Source organism: Streptomyces sp. NPDC050287 (genome assembly GCF_044459385.1).
Lineage (GTDB): Bacteria > Actinomycetota > Actinomycetes > Streptomycetales > Streptomycetaceae > Streptomyces.
The window spans coordinates 156,776-180,700 of sequence record NZ_JBITIY010000016.1; the positions used below are offsets into that span (position 1 = coordinate 156,776).

At 71.5% G+C, this 23,925-nt stretch carries 22 protein-coding genes; 9 read left to right on the plus strand and 13 right to left on the minus strand.

What is annotated here, in order from left to right:
• The first annotated feature begins 15 nt into the window (after positions 1-15).
• The 4 genes from ACIBK3_RS39685 to ACIBK3_RS39700 all read left to right on the plus strand — a co-directional run bounded on the left by ACIBK3_RS39685 (position 16) and on the right by ACIBK3_RS39700 (position 2,496).
• A complete protein-coding gene (locus ACIBK3_RS39685; RefSeq protein ID WP_399372848.1) occupies positions 16-240 on the plus strand; it encodes a DUF5133 domain-containing protein in 225 nt (74 codons plus the stop codon).
• Between the two features lie 4 nt (positions 241-244).
• The gene (locus ACIBK3_RS39690; protein WP_399372850.1) at positions 245-895 is read left to right on the plus strand and encodes an ANTAR domain-containing protein; all 651 of its coding nucleotides are present in this window, start codon (positions 245-247) and stop codon (positions 893-895) included.
• Between the two features lie 306 nt (positions 896-1,201).
• Complete coding sequence (locus tag ACIBK3_RS39695) at positions 1,202-2,035, plus strand: DUF1206 domain-containing protein (RefSeq protein ID WP_399372851.1); 834 nt, start codon at positions 1,202-1,204, stop codon at positions 2,033-2,035.
• A 29-nt stretch (positions 2,036-2,064) separates the two neighbouring features.
• Positions 2,065-2,496: a hypothetical protein gene (locus ACIBK3_RS39700; RefSeq protein ID WP_399372853.1), complete on the plus strand. Its 432-nt coding sequence runs from the start codon at positions 2,065-2,067 to the stop codon at positions 2,494-2,496.
• Positions 2,497-2,530: 34 nt separating this feature from the next.
• Here the strand turns inward: ACIBK3_RS39700 and ACIBK3_RS39705 are convergent, their stop codons facing one another.
• The 9 genes from ACIBK3_RS39705 to ACIBK3_RS39745 all read right to left on the minus strand — a co-directional run bounded on the left by ACIBK3_RS39705 (position 2,531) and on the right by ACIBK3_RS39745 (position 11,861).
• Complete coding sequence (locus tag ACIBK3_RS39705; RefSeq protein WP_399372854.1) at positions 2,531-4,780, minus strand: FUSC family protein; 2,250 nt, start codon at positions 4,778-4,780, stop codon at positions 2,531-2,533.
• A 62-nt stretch (positions 4,781-4,842) separates the two neighbouring features.
• Positions 4,843-5,055 carry a DUF4287 domain-containing protein gene (locus ACIBK3_RS39710; RefSeq protein WP_399372856.1) on the minus strand — a complete coding sequence of 71 codons (213 nt, stop codon included), beginning with the start codon at positions 5,053-5,055 and terminating at the stop codon, positions 4,843-4,845.
• Between the two features lie 105 nt (positions 5,056-5,160).
• Complete coding sequence (locus ACIBK3_RS39715; protein WP_399372857.1) at positions 5,161-6,537, minus strand: NAD(P)/FAD-dependent oxidoreductase; 1,377 nt, start codon at positions 6,535-6,537, stop codon at positions 5,161-5,163.
• 214 nt (positions 6,538-6,751) lie between these two features.
• Complete coding sequence (locus ACIBK3_RS39720; protein ID WP_399372858.1) at positions 6,752-8,467, minus strand: PP2C family protein-serine/threonine phosphatase; 1,716 nt, start codon at positions 8,465-8,467, stop codon at positions 6,752-6,754.
• Complete coding sequence (locus tag ACIBK3_RS39725) at positions 8,464-9,513, minus strand: SpoIIE family protein phosphatase (RefSeq protein WP_399372860.1); 1,050 nt, start codon at positions 9,511-9,513, stop codon at positions 8,464-8,466. The genes ACIBK3_RS39720 and ACIBK3_RS39725 overlap by 4 nt, the downstream gene beginning before the upstream one ends.
• Positions 9,513-9,950 carry an anti-sigma regulatory factor gene (locus tag ACIBK3_RS39730; RefSeq protein WP_399372861.1) on the minus strand — a complete coding sequence of 146 codons (438 nt, stop codon included), beginning with the start codon at positions 9,948-9,950 and terminating at the stop codon, positions 9,513-9,515. Before ACIBK3_RS39730 ends, ACIBK3_RS39725 begins: the two co-directional genes overlap by 1 nt.
• Complete coding sequence (locus ACIBK3_RS39735) at positions 9,950-10,369, minus strand: STAS domain-containing protein (RefSeq protein ID WP_399372862.1); 420 nt, start codon at positions 10,367-10,369, stop codon at positions 9,950-9,952. The genes ACIBK3_RS39730 and ACIBK3_RS39735 overlap by 1 nt, the downstream gene beginning before the upstream one ends.
• Positions 10,366-11,265, minus strand: a complete 900-nt coding sequence (locus tag ACIBK3_RS39740) for an STAS domain-containing protein (protein ID WP_399372864.1) — start codon at positions 11,263-11,265, stop codon at positions 10,366-10,368. Before ACIBK3_RS39740 ends, ACIBK3_RS39735 begins: the two co-directional genes overlap by 4 nt.
• Positions 11,266-11,450: 185 nt before the next feature.
• The gene (locus ACIBK3_RS39745) at positions 11,451-11,861 is read right to left on the minus strand and encodes an STAS domain-containing protein (protein WP_399372865.1); all 411 of its coding nucleotides are present in this window, start codon (positions 11,859-11,861) and stop codon (positions 11,451-11,453) included.
• Between the two features lie 348 nt (positions 11,862-12,209).
• On the opposite strand from ACIBK3_RS39745, the gene ACIBK3_RS39750 reads away from it, so the two are divergent.
• Entirely contained in the window at positions 12,210-12,542 is a 333-nt protein-coding gene (locus ACIBK3_RS39750; RefSeq protein WP_399372867.1) for an STAS domain-containing protein, read from the plus strand.
• Between the two features lie 36 nt (positions 12,543-12,578).
• Here ACIBK3_RS39750 and ACIBK3_RS39755 read toward each other — a convergent pair whose 3' ends face one another.
• The gene (locus ACIBK3_RS39755) at positions 12,579-14,969 is read right to left on the minus strand and encodes a SpoIIE family protein phosphatase (RefSeq protein ID WP_399372868.1); all 2,391 of its coding nucleotides are present in this window, start codon (positions 14,967-14,969) and stop codon (positions 12,579-12,581) included.
• Positions 14,966-19,246 carry a HAMP domain-containing protein gene (locus tag ACIBK3_RS39760; protein ID WP_399372870.1) on the minus strand — a complete coding sequence of 1,427 codons (4,281 nt, stop codon included), beginning with the start codon at positions 19,244-19,246 and terminating at the stop codon, positions 14,966-14,968. Before ACIBK3_RS39760 ends, ACIBK3_RS39755 begins: the two co-directional genes overlap by 4 nt.
• Positions 19,247-19,645: 399 nt before the next feature.
• On the opposite strand from ACIBK3_RS39760, the gene ACIBK3_RS39765 reads away from it, so the two are divergent.
• Entirely contained in the window at positions 19,646-20,017 is a 372-nt protein-coding gene (locus tag ACIBK3_RS39765; RefSeq protein ID WP_399372872.1) for a PRC-barrel domain containing protein, read from the plus strand.
• A 268-nt stretch (positions 20,018-20,285) separates the two neighbouring features.
• Positions 20,286-20,723: an ATP-binding protein gene (locus ACIBK3_RS39770; protein WP_399372873.1), complete on the plus strand. Its 438-nt coding sequence runs from the start codon at positions 20,286-20,288 to the stop codon at positions 20,721-20,723.
• A gap of 68 nt (positions 20,724-20,791) precedes the next feature.
• Here ACIBK3_RS39770 and ACIBK3_RS39775 read toward each other — a convergent pair whose 3' ends face one another.
• On the minus strand, positions 20,792-21,226 hold the full coding sequence (locus ACIBK3_RS39775) for an ATP-binding protein (protein WP_399372874.1): 435 nt from the start codon (positions 21,224-21,226) through the stop codon (positions 20,792-20,794).
• A gap of 194 nt (positions 21,227-21,420) precedes the next feature.
• On the opposite strand from ACIBK3_RS39775, the gene ACIBK3_RS39780 reads away from it, so the two are divergent.
• A complete protein-coding gene (locus ACIBK3_RS39780) occupies positions 21,421-21,597 on the plus strand; it encodes a hypothetical protein (protein ID WP_399372876.1) in 177 nt (58 codons plus the stop codon).
• Between the two features lie 25 nt (positions 21,598-21,622).
• On the opposite strand, the gene ACIBK3_RS39785 is transcribed toward ACIBK3_RS39780, so the two are convergent.
• Positions 21,623-23,527: an AMP-dependent synthetase/ligase gene (locus ACIBK3_RS39785; protein ID WP_399372877.1), complete on the minus strand. Its 1,905-nt coding sequence runs from the start codon at positions 23,525-23,527 to the stop codon at positions 21,623-21,625.
• Positions 23,528-23,677: 150 nt separating this feature from the next.
• Here ACIBK3_RS39785 and ACIBK3_RS39790 point away from each other — a divergent pair, with 150 nt between their 5' ends.
• On the plus strand, positions 23,678-23,911 hold the full coding sequence (locus ACIBK3_RS39790; protein WP_399372879.1) for a DUF6480 family protein: 234 nt from the start codon (positions 23,678-23,680) through the stop codon (positions 23,909-23,911).
• Positions 23,912-23,925 lie beyond the last annotated feature (14 nt).

Here is a 23,925-nt window from a genome sequence, read left to right on the forward strand (position 1 = left end):
GGAGGAGCAGAACGGATGCTGATCCCCCACCCCGCGTTCCTGCGCGGACTCGTCGACGAGTACGAGGCGCTGGCCGCCGAGGAGGCCGCCGGTGCGAGCGGACCCGGTCCGCGGGCCCGCGACCTCGCCTACACGCTGTGCGTGTCGACCGGGACGCGCGATGTGAGGCTGGCTCTGGAGACCGCTCACCGGCTGCTGGAGGTCGCCCCGGAGCCCAAAACCGCGCAGGTATTCGAGTGACGGCATGCGGATGAGCGTCGTCGGCGGCGGCGACGACGGCACGGAGCGGGAGGAACTCGAGCGGTTGCGGGCCGAGGTGCGCGATCTGCGCGCCCGGGCCCGCGTCCGTCCGCTCATCGCGCAGGCCCAGGGCATGCTGCGGGAACGATACGCGCTGCCCGACGCCGAGAGCGCGTTCTCGCTGCCGCAGCGGGCGTCCCAACGGTCCAACGTCAAGATGCGCACCCTGGCCGGGGCGCTGCTGAGCGCCCCGCGCCCGGACCCGCGGGACACCTTGTGGTTCCCGTCCCGGGTCCGCCAACCGGAGCCCTCGGTGAGCTTCGTGGCGGGAGCCGGGCCCGGGGGCCGCCACCGCACCGCCGTACTCGGCGCCGTACTGAGCCGGACGCTCGACGTGACCGGCACCGACATGGGCACCGTGCCACTGCCCGACCCGGTGCGCGGTGGCCTGTGCCTGGAGAGGCACACCGGTCTGACCGCGACTTCGTCGACTTCTTCGCCCACGTGGGGGAGCAGGGCACCGCCTGCGCGCAGGCCGCCCGGGACGCCGCCCAGGTCACCGTCCGCGACGTGGAGACGGACCCGGTCTTCACCGAACCGGCCCGGGCGGCGATCCTCGCGGCGGGCAGCCGGGTCTGCCACAGCGTTCCACTGACGACGGCGTCCGGTCGGTGCGTGGGCATGGTCTCGGCCCACTTGGCCCACCCCGTGCCCGGACTGACGAAGGCCCAGCTCAAGGCGCTCGACGAGCTCGGCGCCGAGACCGGCCGATGGCTCGCCTGGCACGAGCACACGGTGGTCCTGGACGCCCTGGAGCACCTGCACGGCCTCGGCCGCACCCCTTCGCGGCCTGAGGATGCGACGGTCGTGAGCCCGCGCACGGGACGTGCCGTCGAACACCACCGTCCGCGCCGGGCGTGTCCGGCGGAGGCCGGGGCATCCCCGATTCCAGGAGGTCGACATGAACACGAGTGTCACGGCAAGTCCCGGCCGGATGCGGGCCCACCGGATGGCGAGGGGATCGGCGGTGGAGGGCGCCGCACGAGCGGGACTGACCGCGCGAGGCGTCATCTATCTGCTGGTCGGCGTCCTGGCACTGCAGATCGCCTTCACCGACAGCAGGCAGCAGGCGGACCGCGGCGGCGCCCTCGCCGAACTCGCCGAGAAACCCTTCGGTGCCGTCCTGCTGTGGGCGCTCGGCGTCGGCCTGGCCGGCATGGCTCTGTGGCGGCTGTCCGAGGTCCTGTTCGGCTCGGCGGGACCCGACGGCCGTAAGGCGAGCAAACGCCTGCTGTCGGCGGTGCGCGTGGTCTTCTACTCGTTCGTCGCCTACTCGGTGCTGTCCTTCGCGGCGGGTTCGGGCGGCAGCGGATCCAGCGACGAGCAGTCCAAGGACGTCACCGCCCGGGCTCTGGCGGCGCCCGCCGGACAGTGGCTCGTGGGTGCGGCCGGCGCCGGGATCGTGGTGGCCGGCGTGTGGATCGCCGCCCGCGCGCTGCTGCGCAAGTACCACGACAAGCTCAAGCTCGGGGAGCTGTCCCCGCGCACCCGGAAGCTGGTCGACGTGACCGGGGTGGGCGGCGGTATCGCCCGGGGCGTGGTGTTCGCCGCCGCCGGCGGCTTCGCGGTGCGCGCCGCCGTCGACTACGAACCCGACAAGGCGAAGGGGCTGGACGACACGCTCCGCTCGTTCGCCGGTACGCCCCTGGGACCGTGGCTGCTCGTGTGCGTCGCCGCCGGGTTCGTCCTGTTCGGTCTGTTCTCGTTCGCGATGGCACGCTGGCGCCGGGTCTGAACCGGCGCTGCCGGGGGAACCCGCACAGGATGAACGAACCCGAGCTTCCGCCCGACGGCCGGCCCGTGGACGTCTACCTCGGCCTGCTGCGCATCCGTATGGACACCGAGGACTACGAGATGCTGCTCAGCGTGGTCGAACCGGTTCTTCGGGCCATCGACGAACAACGTCTGCCCGCACTCGACTTCGCACTCGACGAATCCCATACCGACGAGCTCTCCCAGGAGATCCGGGACGAGGCGGCCCTGGTCATCGCCACCGCCGTCACCGGCCGGCTGGACAACGAGGTGATCGAGCTGGACATCGACGACACCGGACCGGTCCGGGTCGTCACCGACGCGGCAACCGCGTCCGACCCGGTCCGCCTGGGTGAGATCGCCGACTACATCCGTGAACGCCAGCAGCTCAACGACGAGCTGCGCGGCATCGCGGAAGTGAGCAACCTGCCGACGGACATCTGAGGATCCCTCGGGTGTCCCAGGGACGCGACGGCGATCACCGCCGGGGCTCGGCCACGGGAACGTCCAGCGGGCGGGCCAGACCGGCCACCGTCTCGTCCAGACGCTGCAGATGCCGCAGCACCCGGTCGGTGATCCTGCCGTACCTCGGTGTGCCCGGGGCGTCCGGCTCCAGCAGCGAGGCGATGCTCGGCCCTGCTTCGATCCCGGCGGCGACCTGCCCGTCGGTGACGTGCGCGGCGATCGCCTCGATGTTGTGCGCGATCCGCCCTCCGGCGCGGCGCAGTCTCGGGTCCGCCGCGATCGATCGATGCGTGGGCAGCAGCTCGGCCGTCGCCGCGAGCGACCGGGCGTGGTACGCGCAGGTCTCCAGCAGCGCGACGACATACCGGGCGGTGTCCCGCCGGGCCCGCAACGGGGTGATCGGATAGGTGAGCGGCTGGGTGGCGGCCCTCAGGTCGGCCAGCGCCTGGTCGAGGTCGCGCGCCTGGTCGAGCAGATCGACCGCGGGCCCGCCGCTGAGCTGGTCGACCGCCGACTGCGTCACATCGGCGAGCCGCTCCAGCACGGTGACCAGCAGATCGTTCGTACGACGGTCGGTGTGCACCGGCAGTACGAGGGCCGCAGCCGCCACCCCGCAGGCCGCACCGAGTGCCGTCTCCTCCACCCGCAGCACCAGCACCGAGAAGCTGTAGGTGTGCAGCAGCGTGTACAGCAGCCCCAGCGCGGCGGTGACGAAGAACGACATCAGCGTGTAGGACAGGGGCGCGGTGTAGAACATCGCGAAGACCAGCAGCAGCACCAGCGCGAACGCCGTCCAGGTGTGATGGCCGACCAGGCCCGCCAGGACGATACCGGCCACGACACCCAGCACGGTGCCCACCAGCCGACGGTATCCCTTGACCAGGATCTCGCCCGTGGACGCGGTGTTGAGGAAGACGATCCAGCAGGTCAGCACCGCCCAGTACCAGCGCTGACTGGAGAGGAACTCGCCGCCGACGATGGCCAGCGAGGAGCCCACGGCGACCTGCACGGCCGCCCGCGTCGTCGGCCGCCGCAGCCCGGTGGCCGCCTCGTCCTCCTGGTTCTCGTCCCCACCGGCGTCGATCGCCGCGTCCTCGGCGTCCAGCTCCTCGCGGGAGCGGGCCGTCGCCGGGGAGTCGTCCGCGTCGTCCTGGGCCCCACCGAGCGCGATCCGCAGCCCCAGCACCGCGCGCGCGGCCTCGCCGATACCCCGGAACACGTCCTGGACGGCGGCCGAGGCGGGTGGCAGGTGCTCCTCGTCGCGGTAGCCGAGCAGCCGGTTGCGCACCAGGGCCAGTGCGGTCCCGGTGTTGTCGGAGACCGGGCGCAGCACCAGCATCCGCACCGCTTCGAGATCGCGGCGCAGGGTGACGGTCGCCTCGTCCCGCACGGGCGGGGGAGCGCCGACCCGGACAGAGGCGCCCGGCAGGTGCAGAGTGAGCGTGTCGGCCCGTTCGGCGCTGCGCGCGGTCAGCAGCAGCAGGCCCAGCCGCTCGGCGGCGATCTCGGCGTCGGCGACACGGCGTTGCAGCAGGCGGGCCGTGGCCTTGTCGGCGGTGCCGTCCTCGAGCCGGCCCTGGATCATCATCGCCGTCTCGTGCAGCCGGGCATTGCCGTCGCGCAGGTCCGCCAGGGCCTTCTCCACCTCGTCCGGCCCGGCGTCGAGCAGGTCGATCTGCGCGGACACCAATTGGGCGAGCCGGGCCCGGAAGGCGTCGCGCAGCCGTTCCAGGATGCCCGCGGGTGTCTCGGGCACCAGCGCGAAACGCACCAGGGCGCTGCTCGCGAAGGCGATGCCGAGGACGCCGTACAGCCGGGGCAGCCCGGAGACGGTGGCGCCGACGAACAGGGACAGGAAGTAGAGCTGGAAGCCGATGAGGCCGAGCGCGGTGCCCCGGTCGCCGAACCGGCGGCCGTAGACCGCGCAGAAGATGAGCGCGACGAAGAAGACGTCACCGCCCACCACACGGGTACTGAGCACCGCGCCCAGCGTCACGGACGTCAGCGCCACCGGCAGGCCCAGCGCCAGGGTCACCGCCTGCCGCGCGCGCTGTTTCTCGCGGATGGCGAAGGTGGCGACCATCGCCGCCATGGCCCCGGCCACCAGAAGGGTGATGCCGGCGCCGACGAGCCCGAGCACCGCCAGGGTGAGCGCGATGGCGCCGACCGTTCTCAGTCCCGCGGTCAGCCGCAGCAGTCCGGGGTCGGACGCCGCGACGCCGTCCCGCAGTCGTGCCCGGACCGAACGTCCCGCTGCCTTCACGCCGCCTGACTCACTCCCGTGTCACGTCATGATCTCCGTTCAGCATGTCATGACGGGGCGGATCACCTGCCCCCGGCCTCCGCGAGTGTGTGAGCCACCAGCGCGTTGGCGTGACCGTGCCCCAGACCGTGCTCGGTCTTCAGCCAGGACACCAGCTCCATGTGCCGGGTCAGCGGCGAGGAACGGATGAGCTCCTGCCACTCGGCGACCGGGCGGCCGTACTTCTTCTCGATGGCGGGGAAGTAGCTCGCTGGGCCCTTCACGGTCGCGGTCATGGGGATGTCCTCTCGTCGTGGCGCTGCGCTGTCCCTCCTTCGACCGCCGATCTCACGGAAACTGATCGGCGGTCAGGAGTGAGCCGCGTCACGCGGGCGGGAGCGTCACTGCTCCTGCCGCTCGGTGCCGTCGACGTGGGCCCGCACCTGCTCGGGCGTCAGATACGAGTCGGTGTACTCGAAGTCCTTCAGCTTGGCGGGCTTGCGGGCCTGGAAGCCGGTGCGGACGAAATCGTCGCCGGCGAGCGCGTTGAGCACCCAGTTCGTCATCACGCGGGTCTTGGCGACCCCGGTGCGCAGCGCCTGCCAGTGGTAGCCGCGCGCCACGGCCTGCGCGGGCACACCCCGCAGCTCGATGCCGAGCGGCTTGGAGACGGCGTCCTTGCCGCCGAGGTCGACGACGAGGCCGAGGTCCTTGTGGACGTACGGCTTCATCGCCTGGCCCCGCAGCGTCGCGATGACGTTGTCGGCGACGTGCTTGCCCTGTCGCATGGCGTGCTGCGCGGTCGGCGGGCACACCGCGCCGTCCTCGCCCTTGGCCTCGTCGGGCACCGCGGCGGCGTCACCGAGCGCGAACACGCCGTCCTGTCCGGGCAGGTTCATGTCGGCGGTGACCGCGAGCCGACCCCGCACCGTCTCCGCGCCGAGCGTGGCGATGAGGGGGCTGGCGACGACACCGGCGGTCCAGATCAGGGTGCGGGTGGGAACCACCCGGCCGTCGGTGAAGGTGACCTCCTCGGGGGCGGCCTTGTCGATGGAGACGCCGAGCGAGACCTCGATGCCTCGCTTGCGCAGGATCTCCTGGGCGCTGCGGCCGAGTTTGTCGCCCAGCTCCGGCATCAGCTTCGGGGCGATGTCGATCAGGTGCCACTTGATCAGGCCTGGATCCAGACGCGGGTAGCGCTTGACCGCGGCGTGGGTGAGGCGCTGCAGGCAGGCCGCGGTCTCGGTGCCCGCGTAGCCGCCGCCCACGACCACGAACTGCAGCCGGGAGGCGCGCTCCGCCGGGTCCTGGCTGGCGTCGGCCAGGTCCAGCTGGGAGATGACGTGGTCGCGGATGTAGGCGGCTTCGGCGAGGGTCTTCATCCCGAAGGCGTTGTCGGTGAGGCCGGGGATGTCGAAGGTGCGGGTGATGCTGCCGGGGGCCAGCACGATGTAGTCGTAGGGCTCGTCGATGATCTGGTCGGTGATGGTGCGGATGACGCAGACCTTCGCCTTGAGGTCCACGCCGATCGCGCCGCCCGGGATGATCCGGGTGCGGTACTTCTTGCTGCGGCGCAGCGAGACGGCGATCGACTGCGGTGTCAGCACGCCGGAGGCGACCTGGGGCAGCAGCGGAAGATAGAGCTGGTAGGCGAACGGCGTCACCAGCGTGACGTCGGCTTCGTCCGGGGAGAGTTTCCGTTCCAGACGGCGGACGCACTCCACTCCGGCGAAGCCTGCGCCAACCACCAGGATCCTGGGTCGTGTCACGGTGTTCATCCCTTTCTGCGGCTCCAGGCGGTCTGCCTCGAACGCCATTCGCCTGCCCGTGGATCGCCGCTTCGCACCTCATCGGTCCCACCGCGATGCCGGCCGTTCACCTGCCGGGCCCCGGCAGGCAGACGAACGCGTCGATCACCACCATGCCCGCCCGGCCGCCGAAACGCACCGGGGCAGAACGGAAAGAAAGCGAGGGAATTGCGCGGACGCCACCTCAGGCACGCAGATGACACAGGAGCAGACACACGTCGTCGTCGCGTTCGGAGTCGCTCAGCAGCGGGGTGAGGATCCCGTCCGCCGCACCCTCCAGATCGGCGTCCAGCTCGGCCGGGCCGAACGACCCGAGCGCGTCCGCCAGGCGCTCGATGCCCGGGTCTATGCCCCGCGCACGCCGTTCCACCAGGCCGTCCGTGTACAGCGCCAGTGTCGAGCCGGGTGCCAGCGGCGCGGTGTGGTCGGCGATCTTCTGCCGCAGCGGGATGCCGAGCATGGCGCCGGGTTTGGCGTCGAGGGTGTGCACCTGACCGTCGGGGGTACGCAGCACCGGCGGGGGATGGCCCGCCGCCGCCCAGGTCAGGGTGGGGTCGCCGGGCCGGAACCGCGCGATGACCGCGGTGGCGTACAGATCGGGCTGCAGATGGTGCAGGAACGTGTGGAGCCGGGTCAGCAGCTGGCCGGGACTGCCACCGTCGACGGCGTAGGCGCGCAGCGCGGTGCGCAGCTGGCTCATCATCACGGCCGCGTGCAGACCGTGCCCGGTGACGTCGCCGATGACGGTGATCAGGCTGCCGTCGGGCTGCGTGAAGGCGTCGTACCAGTCGCCGCCGATGTTCAGCCCGTGCGTGGCCGGCAGATAGCGGGCCGCCAGGCTGAGCCCCGGTGTGGCGGGCAGATTCGTGAGCAGGGCGCGCTGCAGGGTCTCGGCGATGTCGCGGTTGTGCTCGAAGCGGCGGGCGTTGTCGATGGCGATGCTGGCCCGTCTGGTGAGCTCGATCAGCATCACCGCGTCGTCCGGGTCCCAGCGGCCACCGGGCGGGGACAGCGTCAGCACGCCCAGCGGGGCGCGCCGTGTCGGCAGCGGGATGCACAGCAGGGGCCGGGCGGGATCCAGCGCCGAGGGTGGCTGGTCGTCGACGCCGGGCAGACCGCCCGGGTGGTCGGCGGCGTACTGCGGGCGTCCGGTGCGGGCCGCGAGCACGGCGGCGGCCGGGTGCGGGGCGGGCCGGTGCCGGTCCTCGTCGTCGAACAGCCAGACGTCGACGCTGCGCGCGTACTCGGGCACCAGCAGGTCGGGCAGCCGCCGCACGATCTCGTGATGGTTCAACGACGCCGTGAGCACCGCGCTGGCGTCCGCCAGGAACGTCAGCCGGCGCCGGGCGCTCTCCGCCTCGGTGCGCGCCTTGCGCTCGGCGGCGAAGGCCTCGCGCTGCGCCCGCCCGGCCGCGTCCAGTTCCGCGTGCAGCGCCAGCACGCCCTGGTTCGTCTGGTGCAGCTCCTCCCGGTGGAAGGTGACCAGATCCTCCTGCTCGGCGAGCTTCTCCAGCACCAGCGCGGTGTCCTCGTCGGCACCCAGCAGGGCCTCCGAGAGGACCGTCGGGTCGTCGGCGACCGCGGCGGCACCGGCAGGGTCGGCCGCCTCGGGGCAGCGGACCGTCATCCGCCACTGCGTCTGAGCGGTGGCGAGACCCGTGCCCCGCGCGGGCGTCACCTCCACGTGCAGCAGCCCCTCGTCGGTGGGCGCGGCCGTGGTCTGCAGGGTGAGCCGCCAGGTGCCGCCCTTCGTCAGACACTGCCGCAGATGCGCGCTGAGCGCGGAGGTCAGACGGGTGCGTTCGAGAGCGGGCACACCGTAGGCGGCGGCCAGCCGAGCGGTGGCGATCCGGGCCCGGGCCGCGTCGACGACGGTGGTGATCCGCAGGCTGCGTGTCATGAAGCCTCCGGCGGGGTCGGAGCCAGCACCGCCACGGCGGTGTCGTCCCGCACCGGACGGGCGGAACTGCTCGCGTCGCGAACCGTCACGGCGGCCACCACGGCCGGGTCGGCCGTCAGCAACCGCGGATCGGACGGCGGCGTCCAGCGACTGGGCAGGCCGTCGCTGTGCAGGATCAGCAGCCGGTCGGCCGCCCAGGGCAGACGGTCCTCACGCAGCGTGGCGTGCTTGTGGACGCCGACGATCCCCGGCCGCGACAGCAGGGAACGCCAGGTGCCGCCCTCCAGCAGCCGTGCCCCTATGTTGCCGACTCCGGCGAAACGCAGCACGCCCGCGCCGGTCTCGACCTGGGCCACCGCGACGGCCGCCCCCCTGGTGCCGCGCAGCGCCGAGTCCAGCTGGAGCAGCGCCTGAGACGGCGAGAGGTGGGCCGAGCGGTGCAGGGCCTCGGCCGCTGCCGTCGACGCGCGGGCCGCCTCGGGACCGTGTCCCAGCCCGTCGGCCATCATCAGGGTCAGCCGGTCGCCCGACCAGGCCCACGCCCAGGCGTCGCCCGAGTAGTCCGCCCCGGCGAACGGGACGTTCACCCCGCCGACCCGCACGGCCGCCGCCGGTGCCGCCTCCCGGGGGCGGGCACCGACCCGGGCCAGCGCCACCGTGCCCCGGCCCGGCACGCTGTGCAGGTCGAAGTCGTCCGCTATACGACGGCACGTGCCGAGCCCGGCGCCCAGGGAACGCGCGGTCGAGTAGCCGTCGCGCAGGGCGGCCCGGACGTCGGTGATGCCCCGCCCGTGGTCGATCGCGGCGATCTGCACCAGACGGGAGCCGCCGGCCCGCGGCGGGGCCACGACGTCGATGATGTCGATGAGCACCTGACCGCCCCCGGCGTGCTTGAGCAGGTTGGTCGCCAGCTCGGTCGCCACCAGCGAGGCCGCCGCCGTACGCGGCTCGTCGAGGCCCGCCAGGGTGGCCGCCCTCTCCGCGGCGACCCTGGCGTCACGCACCCGGGTCGAGTCGTGCACCGGGACGTCCCACACGCGCGGCATCAGACCTCCTCGCGCGGACGTGGCACCGCCGCCCACGAGACCACCGTGACCTTGGTGCCGACACCCGGGGTGCTGTCGATGGCGAACTCGTGCACCAGCCGGCGCGCACCGCCCAGGCCCATCCCCAAGCCGTCGCCGGAGGTGTAGCCGTCACTCAGCGCCCGCTCCAGGTCCTCGATACCCGGCCCGTCGTCGGCGAAGGTCAGCCGCAGTCCGCGAGCCCGCCCGTTGGTCACGGGCACCGTCTCCATCTGGCCGCCCCCGCCGTGCACGAGGGTGTTGCGGGCCAGTTCGCTGGCCGCGGTGACCAGTTTGGTCTGTTCCACCAGACCGAATCCCAGCAGGCCGGCTGCCTGCCGCACGTGCTGTCGCACCCACACCAGATCCATGTCCGAACGGATCGGCAGGCAGGCCTCGACGCCCGCAGCTGTCTGCATCACCGGCTCTCCCGGCGCCGGCCGCCGGAGCGGGTGTCCGGATCCAGTCCGGCGAGAAGGTCCATCGCCGCCTCGGTGGTGAGCGCGGTGCGCAGCCCCGGCAGCGTCAGGCCGAGCTCCACCAGCGTGATCGCGACCGCCGGCCGCATGCCGGCCACCACGGTCCGCGCGGCCAGCAGCCGGGCGTTCGCCGCGATCTCGGCCAGTACCCGCCCGAGGAAGGAGTCGATGATCTCGATGCCGGAGATGTCGATCACCACACCGGTCACCCCGGTGCCGGCGATGGTCTCGCCGATGTCCTGCTGCAACTGCTGTGCCGTGCTGTCGTACAGATCCCCCTGGAGCGTGACCAGGAGAACGTCACCGAGCCGCAGGACCGGCACATGCCCCGTGACGGGGCGGGAGAAGTCGTGGCTCACCGTGAACCCGCACCGCCGGGCGTCGCGTTGATGATGCCGGCCCCCAGCTGGTGCAGGGCGTAGGCGAGGGCGTCGGCCAGGCTGGACCGGGTGATCACCGTGCCCAGGTCCAGGCCCAGGTGCACGATGGTCTGCGCGATCGCCGGACGGATCCCGGAGACGACGCACTCCGCGCCCATCAGCCGGGTCGCGGCGACGGTCTTCATCAGATGCTGGGCCACCAGCGAGTCGACCGTCGGCACGCCGGTGATGTCCAGGATCGCGAACCGGGCGCGCTGCTCGACGACGGCCTCCAGGAGGTTCTCCATGACGACCTGGCTGCGGGCGCTGTCGAGCGTCCCGATCAGCGGCACCGCCACGATGCCGTCCCACAGCTTGATGACCGGCGTGGCCACTTCCATCAACTGGAGCCGCTGCCGCTCGATCAGGGCCTGCCCCTCGCTCAGCGCCGTCTCCAGCACGACCAGCCGCAGGGTGCCCATCAGCACGGTGAGCGACGTGGTGCACTCCCGGACCCGGTCGGTGTCGTCCTCGGGAAGATCGGCGAGCAGCAGGTTCTCGACCGGCGGACGCAGCGCGTTCACGTCGTTCGACACCTGCGCCGTGGTGAAGCCGGCCCGGGAGCGGGCCGCGCCCATCCGCGACAGCTGCTCGCGCACCACCGTGAAACCGGCGGCGTCAGGATCGTGCACCTGACCCGTGTCGGCGACCTGGGAGAGCGCCTCGACGACGATCTTGCCCGCCTCCACCGCCTCGTCCCGCGAGACGGTGAACACCGTACGGAAGAGGGGTTCGTCGGCCCATCGCTGGGCGATCTGCTCTTGGCGACGGCGCAGGAACTCCCCGACCTCCCGTGCCGGCGAAGTGTGCTGCCCTACCGTGTCGTGCTCCGGCACCTGCATAACTCCTCAGTGTCCTCGTCGAGGTCTTGTCGTACCGTCCGCCGACGGCGGCGAGACGGCGTGGCGACCCTGCCGGGCGACCACTGTAACCATGGCCCGACCTCGTACGACACCTCGTCCCGGACAAACGATCAGGTGGGGCGAAACGCCGGTTGACGGTCCGTTGACTGCCCGCCGGATCAGGTCTGGAGCCCGTCCTGCGCGGCCGGTTCGACCTGGTCCTCCTGGTGCGCGTCGACCCGGGAGAGCGCCTCGTCGAGACTCTCCGACACCGGCACCGTGATGCTCACGCCAGTCAGGTCCAGGATCCGCCGCACCGCCGGGGTGGGCGAGATGATGTGCACGCTTCCCGGCAGGCCGCGGGCCTCCTGGTACACCCGAAGGATGATGTTCATCCCGGACGAGTCCATGAACGGGACGGACGCCAGGTCGAGCAGGAAGTGCCGACGGCCGTGGTGGAGCTGGTTGGCCAAGTGGTGCTGGAACTCCGTCGCGGTGTCAACGTCCAAGTAGCCCTCGACCGCGATCAGGGCGACGTCCTCCCGGGGCAGGGTGACCTCGACGGACAAGGGGTTCTGGGCAATGGACACGAGTACCTCCACGAAATGCTTACGGCCAGGGCTGGTTACCCCTGTGGGCGACTTCGATGCACACCGGTGCGAGCGGTGTCCCGTGATCAAGCTCTCATCGGTCCGGCGGGTGAGGGGCGGCCCCGTCCGCAGGTCCGATCGATGTCCCGGCTCTGCCGCATCTCATCCCGCGCCCTCCCGCCTTCGGTGGTCGTATGTCGCCGCGCCCCCGCGTTTACCCCCGAATCCGCTCCGTATGCGAGCCGGTCGCGATGGCCGTTTGTCGACGCGTCGCCGCACCTGTGACACGGTGGGAGGAGCCCGGACGGCCCGGCAGCGGGCCGCCAAGCCCCGACGAAAGGGGGCCCGATGACGAGGGGCACACACATCTTTCTGGGCCGAGGCGCCACTTCGGCCCTGCTGACGGTCGACACCGACATCGACGGCGCGTCCCGTCCGCAGCTCGAGTCCGCCGCCGAGGACCTGCCCGGCACCGTCCGCGAACTCACCCTGGACCTGGGCCATGTGGTCTTCGCGGACAGCGCGGTCCTGCACGTGATCGAAGGCATGCGGCGGGCCGTCGACCGCAACGGCGGGCGGCTGCGGGTGGCGGGACTGACCGGGCAGCCCCGCAGAGTCCTGCGGCACGCCGCTGACCTGTGGCCCGAGGCCCACTGGGACACGTACCTGCGCGCCTCCTGATCCCTTGTCTCTTTTCGCCGTGCCGTCGGCCCTTGCTCAGCCGACCCGGATGCCGACGAGACACGTGTCGTCGTCCGTGTCCGACCTGCTGTAGGTGAGCAGGCGGTCCAGCTGCTGGTCGAGGGTCCTGGGCACCGTACGGGCGGTGGTCAGCAGGTGGCTCAGCGACTCCTCCACGGACCGGTCCCGACGCTCGATCAGACCGTCGGTGTACATCAACAGGGTGTCCCCGGCCGCCAGTTGGACCTCCCTCTCCTCGTACACCGCCTCCGGAACGGCACCGAGCAGCAGCCCCTTCACCAGCGGCAGCGGCGTGGCTTCAGCCGCCCGCACCAGCACCGGCGGGAGATGACCCGCCCGGGCCCAGCGCAGGGTGTGCCGGGCGGGGTCGTACAGACCGCAGACCGCCGTGGCGGTGACGGCACCGGTGAGGTGGTGCGCCACCATGTTCAGCCACGCCAGCAGTTGGCCCGGCCCGGCACCGGTGACGGCCAGTCCGCGCAGCGCGTTGCGCAGGACCACCATGCTGGTCGCCGCCTCTATCCCGTGCCCCGCCACGTCACCGACGCACAGCAGCACCATGCCCGACGGGAGCACCACGGCGTCGTACCAGTCCCCGCCGACGAGCTGCTCGGTCTCAGCGGGCCGGTAGCGGACGGCCACCTGGAGGTCCGGGACCTTCAGGGGCGCCTGGGTGGGCGGCATGATGGCGTGCTGCAACTGCAGGGTCAGCCGGTTGCGTTCGGTGGCCTGCTGCTCGGTGTGCGCGAGCTGGTCACGGGTGGCCGCCAGCGCGACCTCCGTCCAGTGCTGCGCCGAGATGTCCTGGTAGGCCCCGCGGACGGCGAACAACCGGCCGTCCGTGTCGAGGACCGGTTCGGCGACGACCCGGATGTGCCGGGTCACCCCGTCGGGCCGCTGCAGCCTGAACGCCGTGGACGCGGAGCGCCGTCGGTGCAGCAGCGTGCGCAGGAACCGGCGGATGGCGCCGGTGTCGTCCGGGTGGGCGTGGGCGGGCAGCTCCTCCAGCGGCACCGGGGGGCTCGACGGGGAGCGGCCGTACAGGTCGAAGAGCTGTCCGTTCCAGGTGATCTCGCCGGTCAGCAGGTTCTCCTCGAACCCGCCGATCCGCCCGAGCCGCTGGGCGTGCTGCAACAGGCTCGCCAGCCGGGCGGCCTCGTCCTCGATGCGCCACAGCAGCAGGACGCTGCTGCCGTGCCGGCTGACGCTGATGTCGGCGACCGCGGACAGCGGGACCTGGTCGACGAGGGCGGTGAGGTTCATCCGCTGCGCGCGAAAGGGCTCACCCGTCGCGTACACCCGCTCCAGCCGCTGGAACAGCTCGCTCTCCCCGGCGGCCATCGGGTAGGTCTCCAGGAGCAGGGCACCGTTGACCACGGCGCGCGGCCGGCCCGCGGGATCGAGGAACCGGTCGTTGACATGCTGGATGCGGAAGTCCACCAGATGGCCCAAGTCGTCGAGGTGCGGCACCAGGACCAGCGCGGGGTCGTGCAGCCCGTCGGCCAGGTCCATGAGCTCCGCCGCGTCCGGCAGTAACCGGGGCTCCTGACCGGTGCCGGCCAGCTGGGTGTACGTCTCCAGGGTGTGCGCACACAGCTCGGCCAGGGCCTCCACCTGGCGGACGATCCGCTGCGGCTGGGGGCCCAGCGGATCGGGCCAGGCGATCTCCAGGACGCCGTGCAGGCGTCCGCCGGTCCCGGCGGGCAGGGCGACCCGGCCGCCGTCCGGATGGTGGTGCCGGCCGATGCTGGGCAGCCCGGTGTGCGCGAGGGACGTGATCCAGTACCCCGCCCGCTCGGTGAGACCGCGCCGCGCCACCGTCGCCACGTCCGGCGGCACATAGCGCCAGCGCGCCGCCTCGACCGCGGAGAAACCGGCGCTGCCGGCCAGGGTGAGGGACCCGTCGGGGGCCGCCGCCCAGATGGCCACGGCCACCGCCCCGAGCGGCCGCAGGGCCTGTTCCAGCAGCGAGTCGGCGACCGCCTGGGCGTCGTCCGCGGCCAGCGCACCGCTCTCGGCGGCCCGCAGCCGTACGGCCGGGGACTCGCCCGCCGGTTCCGCGGTCGACGATGTCGCGGCGAGGAAGGCCTCGGTGACCTCGGACATCTTGTCCCGGGCGGCCTGGTTGATGACCTCGACCGCGAACTCCAGCGGCGTGACCTTCGCCTGCTCGGCCAGCTCGGTGAGCTGGCGGGCCGCCTGCGCGGGCCCGCACCGCAGCCGTTCGACCAGGATGCCCTTGGCGAGTTCGATCAGGGCGCGTCCCTCGGCCTCCGCCTGGGCCGCCACCACCTCGCGGCGCAGCCGCTCGACGGTCGCGGCCAGCCGGCCCACGGGGGAGGAGGCATCGAGCGGTACCTCCGCGTCGCCGGGCCCGTGCGGGCCGGCGGAATCCGGCGCCCTCATGCGGGCAACCAGCGGCGGACGCAGGCGATCAGGTCCTGGGTGTCCACGGGCTTGGTGACGTAGTCACTGGCGCCCGAGGCGAGGGACTTCTCCCGGTCGCCGGGCATCGCCTTCGCGGTGACGGCGATGATGGGCAGGTCGGTGTACTGCGGCATTCTGCGGATTTCGGCCGTGGCGGCGTACCCGTCCATCTCCGGCATCATCACGTCCATCAGTACGAGGGCCACGTCCGGGTTGTCGACCAGCGCCTCGATGCCCTTGCGGCCGTTGTCGGCGTGCAGTACCCGGAAACCGTGCAGTTCGAGTATCCCGCTGAGCGCGAAGAGGTTGCGCGCGTCGTCGTCGACGACGAGCACCGTACGGCCGTCGAGCGCCTCGTCGGCCGGCTGGGGCGCCGACTGCCGCGGCTCCTCGGGGCGGACCAGCGACGGCACGTCCCCGGGTTCGTCGGCCGACAGGTGCAGCGCGATGCGCTCGCGCAGTTCGTCCAGGCTGGACAGGAACTCCAGCGCCCCGCCCTGGGCACGGGAGCGCAGCGACTCCTCCAGGGCGAGGTCGGTGCGATGCCCGCTGTGCACCAGCACCGGAACGCTCGCCAGAGCGGAGTCGCCCCGCAGGGCCTCCAGGAACCGGGAGGCCTCACCGTCCGGCAGGCCCAGTTCGAGGACGACGCAGTGGCACGGCTCGTCGGCCAGGGCACCCGCGGCCTCCTGGGCGCCGACGGCGGTGATCACGTCGACCGCCGCCCCCGGGCCGTCCGAGTCCCGGCCGGGGGCCAGATCCGCGACCACGCTCTCGGCGACCAGGGTCAGCAGCCCGCGAGCGCGCTCCTCCACCACCAGCAGCCGGCGACGGCGCTGCCCGGCCCCGGCCGGCGGACCGGTCAACGCGTGCCGGCCCGCCGCGGCGTCGATGGGGAGCACGGTGTCCGGGTCCTTCTCGAAGGACCGGCTGCTGCCCATCAGCTCCCCGAAGTCGGGCCGCGCCACCGGCAGGAAGAGCGTGAACGTACTGCCCTGACCGGGTGTGCTGTCCACCGTGACCGCGCCGCCGAGCAGATGGGCGATCTCCCGGGTGATGGACAGACCCAGACCCGTCCCCCCGTACTTGCGGCTCGTCGTGCCGTCCGCCTGCTGGAACGCCCCGAAGATCGTCTCCAGTTGCTGTTCCGGAATGCCGATGCCCGTGTCCTGCACGCGGAAGGCCACGATGGTGCTGCTGCGCAGCACTCCGCTGGGCACCTCGTCGTCGGAAGCGGGTTCGATGCGCAGGTTCACGCTGCCCTGTTCGGTGAACTTGACCGCGTTGGACAGCAGGTTGCGCAGCACCTGGCGCAGCCGGGACTCGTCGGTCAGCAGGTCCGCCGGCGCGCCGGGCGCCGTGGTCACCGTGAAGTCCAGGCTCTTCTGCGTGGTCATCGGCCGGAAGGTGGCCTCCACGTAGTCGATGAGCTGGCGCAGGGAGACGACCTCCGGCGCCACGTCCATCTTTCCGGCCTCGACCTTCGACAGGTCGAGGATGTCGTTGATCAGCTGGAGCAGGTCCGACCCCGCGGAGTGGATGATGCCCGCGTACTCGACCTGCTTCGGCGTGAGGTTGCGCGAGGGGTTCTGGGCGAGCAACTGGGCGAGGATCAGCAGACTGTTGAGCGGTGTGCGCAGCTCGTGGCTCATGTTCGCCAGGAACTCCGACTTGTACTTCGAGGCCAGCGACAACTGCTGCGCGCGGGCTTCCAGTTCCTGCCGGGCCTGCTCGATCTGCAGGTTCTTCGCCTCGATGTCCCGGTTCTGCGCCACCAGCAGCGAGGCCTTCTCCTCCAGCTCCTCGTTGGAGCGCTGCAGTTCCTCCTGCTGTGTCTGCAACTCGGCCGATCTGGCCTGGAGTTCGGCCGTCAGGCGTTGCGACTCGCCCAGCAGCTCGTCGGTGCGGGCGTTGGCCACGATCGTGTTCAGGTTGACGCCGATGGTCTCCATCAGCTGTTCCAGGAAGTCCTGGTGGATCTGGGTGAAGGCGGTGACGGAGGCCAGTTCGATCACGCCGAGGACCTGACCCTCGACCACGATGGGCAGCAGCACCAGCGCGGTCGGCACCACCTGACCGAGCCCCGAGGAGATGGTCACGTAGTCGGCCGGCAGCTCGTCCACGGTGATGGTGCGTTGGCTGCGCGCGGCCTGGCCGACCAGGGTGCGGCCGAAGGCGATCCGGGTGGGCCGGGTGTCGTCGTCGGGGCGGCCGTAGGAGCCGACAAGCCGCAGTTCGGGGCCGTCGTCACCGTCCTCGGCGAGGTAGAACGCGCCGTACTGGGCCGACACCAGCGGCACCAGCTCGTCCATGATCAGCTCGGCGACGACGGGCAGGTCACGGTGGCCCTGCATCAGGCTGGAGATGCGGGCCAGGTTCGTCTTGAGCCAGTCCTGCTCCTGGTTGGCCCGGGTGGTCTCGCGCAGGGAGCCGACCATGGAGTTGATGTTGTCCTTGAGCTCGGCGACCTCGCCGGACGCCTCCACCGTGATCGAGCGCGTCAGGTCGCCCTCGGCGACGGCGCTGGCCACCTCGGCGATCGCGCGAACCTGCCGGGTCAGGTTGCCCGCGAGTTCGTTCACGTTCTCGGTCAGCCGCTTCCAGGTGCCCGAGACGCCCTCCACCTCGGCCTGTCCGCCGAGGCGCCCCTCGGTGCCGACCTCGCGGGCGACGCGGGTGACCTCGTCGGCGAAGGCGGACAGCTGGTCGACCATCGTGTTGATCGTCGTCTTGAGTTCGAGGATCTCGCCGCGGGCGTCGACATCGATCTTCTTCGACAGGTCGCCCTTGGCCACCGCGGTGGTCACCAGCGCGATGTTGCGCACCTGGCCGGTGAGGTTGTTCGCCATCGAGTTGACGTTGTCGGTGAGGTCCTTCCAGGTGCCGGCCACGTTCGGCACGTGCGCCTGTCCGCCGAGGCGTCCTTCGGTGCCGACCTCGCGGGCGACGCGGGTGACCTCGTCGGCGAAGGCGGACAGGGTGTCGACCATGGTGTTGATGACGTCCGCCAGGGCCGCCACCTCGCCCTTGGCCTCGACCGTGATCTTCTGCGACAGGTCGCCCCGGGCCACGGCGGTGGCGACCTGGGCGATGGAACGGACCTGCCCGGTCAGGTTCGACGCCATCACGTTGACGTTGTCGGTGAGGTCCTTCCAGGTGCCCGAGACACCCCGGACCTGCGCCTGCCCGCCCAGGTTCCCGGCGGTGCCGACCTCGCGGGCGACGCGGGTGACCTCCTCGGCGAACGACGACAGCTGGTCGACCATCGTGTTCAGAGTGTTCTTGAGTTCCAGGATCTCGCCGCGGGCGTCGACGGTGATCTTCTGCGAGAGGTCGCCCTTCGCCACCGCAGTGGCCACCTGGGCGACGTTGCGGACCTGGGCGGTGAGGTTGCCCGCCATGAAGTTCACCGAGTCGGTCAGGTCACGCCAGGTGCCCTTGACGCCCTTGACGTCGGCCTGTCCGCCGAGCCGTCCGTCGGTGCCCACTTCGCGGGCGACGCGGGTGACTTCGTCGGCGAAGGCCGAGAGCTGGTCGACCATCGTGTTGATGGTGTTCTTCAGTTCGAGGATCTCGCCGCGGGCGTCGACGGTGATCTTCTGGGAGAGGTCGCCCTGCGCGACGGCCGTCGTCACCTGGGCGATGTTGCGGACCTGACCGGTCAGGTTGCCCGCCATCCCGTTCACGGAGTCCGTGAGGTCCCGCCAGACGCCGGCGACCCCGGGCACCTGCGCCTGTCCGCCCAGCCGGCCCTCACTGCCGACCTCGCGGGCGACGCGGGTGACCTCGTCGGCGAAGGCGGACAGCTGGTCGACCATCGTGTTGACGGTCTCCTTCAACTGAAGGATCTCGCCCCGCGCGGGAACGTCGATCTTCTGGGACAGGTCGCCCTTCGCCACCGCCGTGGCCACCTGCGCGATGTCGCGGACCTGGGTCGTCAGGTTGCCCGCCATGGCGTTGACGGAGTCCGTGAGATCGGCCCAGGTGCCCGAGACGCCCGGCACCTCCGCCTGCCCGCCGAGCGTGCCCTCGGTGCCGACCTCGCGGGCCACCCGCGTGACCTCCGAGGTGAACACGGACAACTGGTCCACCATGCCGTTGAACACGGTGGCGATGTCGCCCATGAGGCCCTGCCCGTCGTCCGGCAGGCGGGTGCCGAAGTCCCCGTCCCGTACGGCCGTCAGACCCGCAAGGAGTTGTCTGAGCTCGTGGTCCCCCGGGACCGCATCGGTGACCTCGATGGTGTTGCCGGTCATGCGCACCCTCGTTCCGCTCCCCAGGAGTCCCCGGGACGAGGACTCGGAACCCAGCCGGGCCGTCGGGCGGCCCTCGCATGTCGTATGTGCATTTCCGCAGTTCACGGATTTGCGTGATGAGAAAGACGAGGCAGGCTAACCCACCTGGCGATCTGCGGACAAAGTGTCGCGTCAACGTGTGCTCCGCGCGGAGAAAGCAGGCGTGAAGCGTGCATACCCCCCTGCGGCAGGGGTACTGGGGCAGGTTTCCTCCTCGGGCCCCGCGCCAGATCTCCGTCGTTGTGAGGCGCCGCGCAGAATGCGAGCGCGGCTGGAGGGTAATTGCTGCTGTGGAACGGTCGGGAGCATCGTCCGTCCGCACGCTATGACGTGTCATCGGGTCGGGGAGAAAGGAGCGGCGTGGCCATCGACAGAATCTGGTCGTACGCACCGGACAGCGGTTACGTGCAGGGCCAGGAGCTCACGGGGTACACCGTGGCGGCGACCGACGGCACCATCGGCCACGTGGACCGGCAGGCGGACCACTTCGGGATGCGGCACCTGGTCGTCGACACCGGCGTCTGGGTCTTCGGCCGCAGTGTCCTGGTACCCGTGGGCGTCGTGACCGGCGTCGACACCGCGGAGGGGCGGATATCCCTGTCCTGCACCCGAGGTGAGGTGAAGGCGGCGCCCCGGTTCCGGACCGACAGCGAGACCATGGATCCCGACTATCTGGCGAGCGTCGGCGACTACTACCATCGGCTCCCGCCGCGCGAGACGACCACCACCTGACCGGATGCGACCGGGGCCGCGGGCGCATCCGGCATCGCACGGGAGAAGCCGCCGATGTCCGGGCCGGAGGCCGCCGTCACGTGTGACTGCGAGCGAAAGTGTCACTGCGAGCGAAACCTCCCGGCATGGTCGTCGCACCGGAGGGTGTGCGGCGGACGGGCAACGAGAACGTGGAAAGGCTGATTGAGGTGACAGGAAGGGCGGGATTCTTCGTCCTGACCGACGGCGTCGAGTCCGTATCGGAGGCGCCCCGGGCACTGACGCGGCCGTGAGGGCGGCGGACGAGGCCCGCACGGCGCCCGGGACGACGACCGGTGTGACGACCGCGGCGGCGGCACGGGCCCACGCGCAGGCGGTGGTGCGTGAGCGCTGGGCAGCGGAATCCCGCACGGTGCGGGAGGAGGATGTCGTCGACCTGTTGCTCGTCGTCTCGGAACTGGTCACCAACGCGATCCGGCACGGTGAGGGCCTGGCGGGCTTCGACGTCCTGCCCGCGCCCGACGGGGCCCGGCTGGCCGTCCACGACCACAGCGACGTGGTGCCCGAGGTGGCCTACGGTCCCGGCGCCCTGCCCGCGGGACACCACGGCAACGGGTACGGCTGGCCTCTGATCATCCGCCTCGCCCGCGAGATCGCCGTCGACCGGCGCCCCGAGGGCGGCAAGACCATCAGCGTGTTCGTGCCCCTGCGGGAGGCCTCCGGCTGAAGCGCGGCTCACCAGGGCGGGAGGCCTGCGGGCTGAAGCGCGGCTCACCAGGAAGCCGGCCCGTGACCTCACCAGGGCAGGAAGACGTGGATCTCCTTGCCGCTGTCCTGGGTGACGACACTGACCTGGTCGCACAGCGTGTGGATCAGGTGCCAGCCGATTCCGCCGCCACCGCGACTGGGGTGGAAGGGGCGAGGCGCCGGCGGCGTGGTGTTCGTGTCCTGCATGACGATGTGCACGCCGTCGAACGTCCGACGCATGCTCAGCTCGAAGGGACCCGGAGCGTACTGGACCGCGTTGGCGGCCAGCTCCGTGACGACCAGGAGAATGTCGTCCCAGTACTCCGGCGTGGCCGGAGGCGCGGTACGCGCCAGGTCGGAGAGGAATTTCTCCGCCTCCAGTCGCGCGCCCGTCACATTGCGCAGCTCCCCCGAGAAACGGGTGCTGCGGCTCGGGATCTCCTTGGAAGCCAGTGTGTTGTCCCTGTGCGGCTCGGTTGCCATCTCGCCTTCCCGGCCCGGCGTCAGCAGGGCTGTAGTCCTTTCCCATGTGTCCCCACCGTTTGCTAGTTCCCAGGCGGGCGGAGGCTACGCGCGTGGGCGCGATCAGAGTGCTGGATCGTGTGGCGTCGTCGGGCCTGTCCCCGCGGTTCCGGGGCAGAGGTACCTGGTAGGAGACGACGGACGGAGGGTGACCCGTGCTCGCCACAGCAGCGGCCGTACTGTTCTTCATCGCGTTCCTGATCAACGCCGCCGACATCTCGACCAACGACGTCTTCACGTCGACGAACGTGATGCTCCTCGGCCTGACGGTGCTGGCCCTGCACCTCGCGGGCGTCGGCACCTCCTGGGCGGCACGCCGTCGCAGGCGCTGACGCGTCACCGCGCGACACCCCACGCTCAGCGGAACACGTTGTCCGCCTCGTCCCAGGCCGTCAGTTCGTCCGGCACTCCGGTGCGTCCGGCACTCGAACGGGCCTGGTACATCGCGTCGATCTCAAGCGCGTACGTCCGCACGATGACGTCCCGGCGCAGCTTCATCGACGGCGTCAGCAAACCGCTGGCCAGGTCGAACGGCTCCGGCAGCACCCGGAACACGCGGATGGACTCCGAGCGTGACACCGCGCTGTTGGCCGCCGCCACCGCCCGCGTGATCTCCTCCCGCAGCGCGTTCTCCTCCCGGGCCTCCCGGCTCGGTGTGTCGCTGGGCGTGGACTGGTGGGCACGCCAGTGCGTGAGGAAATCCGGGTCCAGGGTGATCAACGCCCCCACGCAGGGACGGTTGTCGCCGACGACGACCGCCTGGTGGATGAGCGGGTGCATCCGCAGCCGGTGCTCCAGCGCCGCCGGGGCGACGCTCTTGCCGCTGCTGGTGACGATGACGTCCTTCTTGCGGCCGGTGATCGTCAGATAGCCCTCAGGGTCCAGTCGCCCGAGGTCCCCGGTGGCCAGCCAGCCGCCCCGCAGTGCGGACCGCGACGCCGGTTCGTTGCCCACGTAGCCCTGGAACAACGACGGCCCGCGCACCAGGATCTCCCCGTCGTCCGCCACCCGGATGTCCATGCCCGGCAGGGCCTGTCCGACGGTCCCGGACCTCTCCCGGCCCAGCGGCTGCATGGTGACCGCGCCGCTGGTCTCGGTCAGCCCGTACCCGTCGTGGACGTAGAGGCCGATGCCCTCGTAGAAGAGCGACAGTTCCCGGTTCAGGGTGGAGCCGCCCGATGTCGCCCGGCGGGCCCGGCCGCCGAGGGCGCCGCGCAGCCGCCGGTACACCGTCCGCTCGTAGAGGGCGTGCTGGAGCCGCAGGTCGAAGCCGGGACCGGGTCCTTCGCCGAGCCGCTGCCGTTCTAAGGCCGCGGCGAAGTCCCGGGCCGTCTCGGCCGCCCGCTCGAACAACGCGCCGCGGCCCGACTGCTGGGCGGTGCGCAGGAACGTCTTGTAGATCTTCTCGAAGACCGACGGCACGGCGTAGAGATAGGTGGGACGGAAGGAGCGCAGCGCCGATGTCAGAGCCTCCCCGCTGACATCGGGCTGGTGCCCCATCAGCAGCCCGCCGCGCACGCACAGGGTCTGGATCATGAGGCCGTACACATGGGAGAACGGCAGAAAGGCCAGCACGGACCCCTGTTCTCCGGGCGGCGCCACCGTCTGCCCCCAGCCCGCCAGCAGCGTGTCGCACGGGCTGGCCAGACTGCGGTGGCTGAGCGCGCAGCCCAGCGGACGTCCCGTGGTGCCGGAGGTGTAGGTGACGACCGCGGTGGAGTCCGGAAGCACGATGCGGCGCAGGGAGTCGACCGTGGCCTGGGGGATGAACCGCCCCCGCGCCGTCAGCTCCGCCAGCGCTCCCGCGTCCAGCTGCCACACGTGCCGCAGCCGGGGCAGGGACGCGCACACCGAGCCCACCGTCATCACCGACTGCTCGTCCTCGACGACGACGGCCACGCAGCCGGCGTCCCCGAGGATCCACTCGACCTGCTCGCGCGAGGAGGTCGGGTAGACCGGCACGACCTCGGCGCCCACCGCCCACAGGGCGTAGCACAGGGCCGTCCACTCGTACCGGGTGCGCGCCATGACCGCCACGCGGTGCCCCGGCGAGATCCCGCAGGCGACCAGTCCCTTGGCCAGATCCACGACCTCGTCCCGCAGCTCCACGGCACTCACGTGTTCCCAGACCGAGGACGCGGCGTCGGGACGGCGGGCGAGCACCGGCCGGCTGGGGTCGAGGGTGGCGGTCTCGAAGACGCTGTCGGCGAGCCCGCCCGTCGGGGGCGGGGCGATCGGGGGCGGGGGAGCGGCGTCGCGCATGCTGATCCTGACGTGTACGGGGTGTGACTCCGCCGATGAGTACGGTTATCTGCGGTGCTCGAATCTAGCCGAGGCGACCGCTCGGGGTGCCGGGAACGCACAACTGGCCGGCGACCGATGATCTCGCCGGGTTCGGGGGACTCGGACGGTATGAGTTACACGAACCCTGATCCCGAACCCGAGCGCACCACCGGTCTGGAACCGGGCGGCGGCGTGCCGCCCGGCGAGACTCCGCCGGCCGAGAGCAGCCTGCCCGAGGCCGGCCCGCGGGAGACCCACAATCCTCCCAAGGGCTGGGCCAAGGCACCGCTGGCCATCATCCTCGTCCTGGCCGTCCTCATCGCGGCGTTCTTCCTGGCGTACGCCCTGGTGCTGGTGCTGTAGCGGCGTCCCGGAGC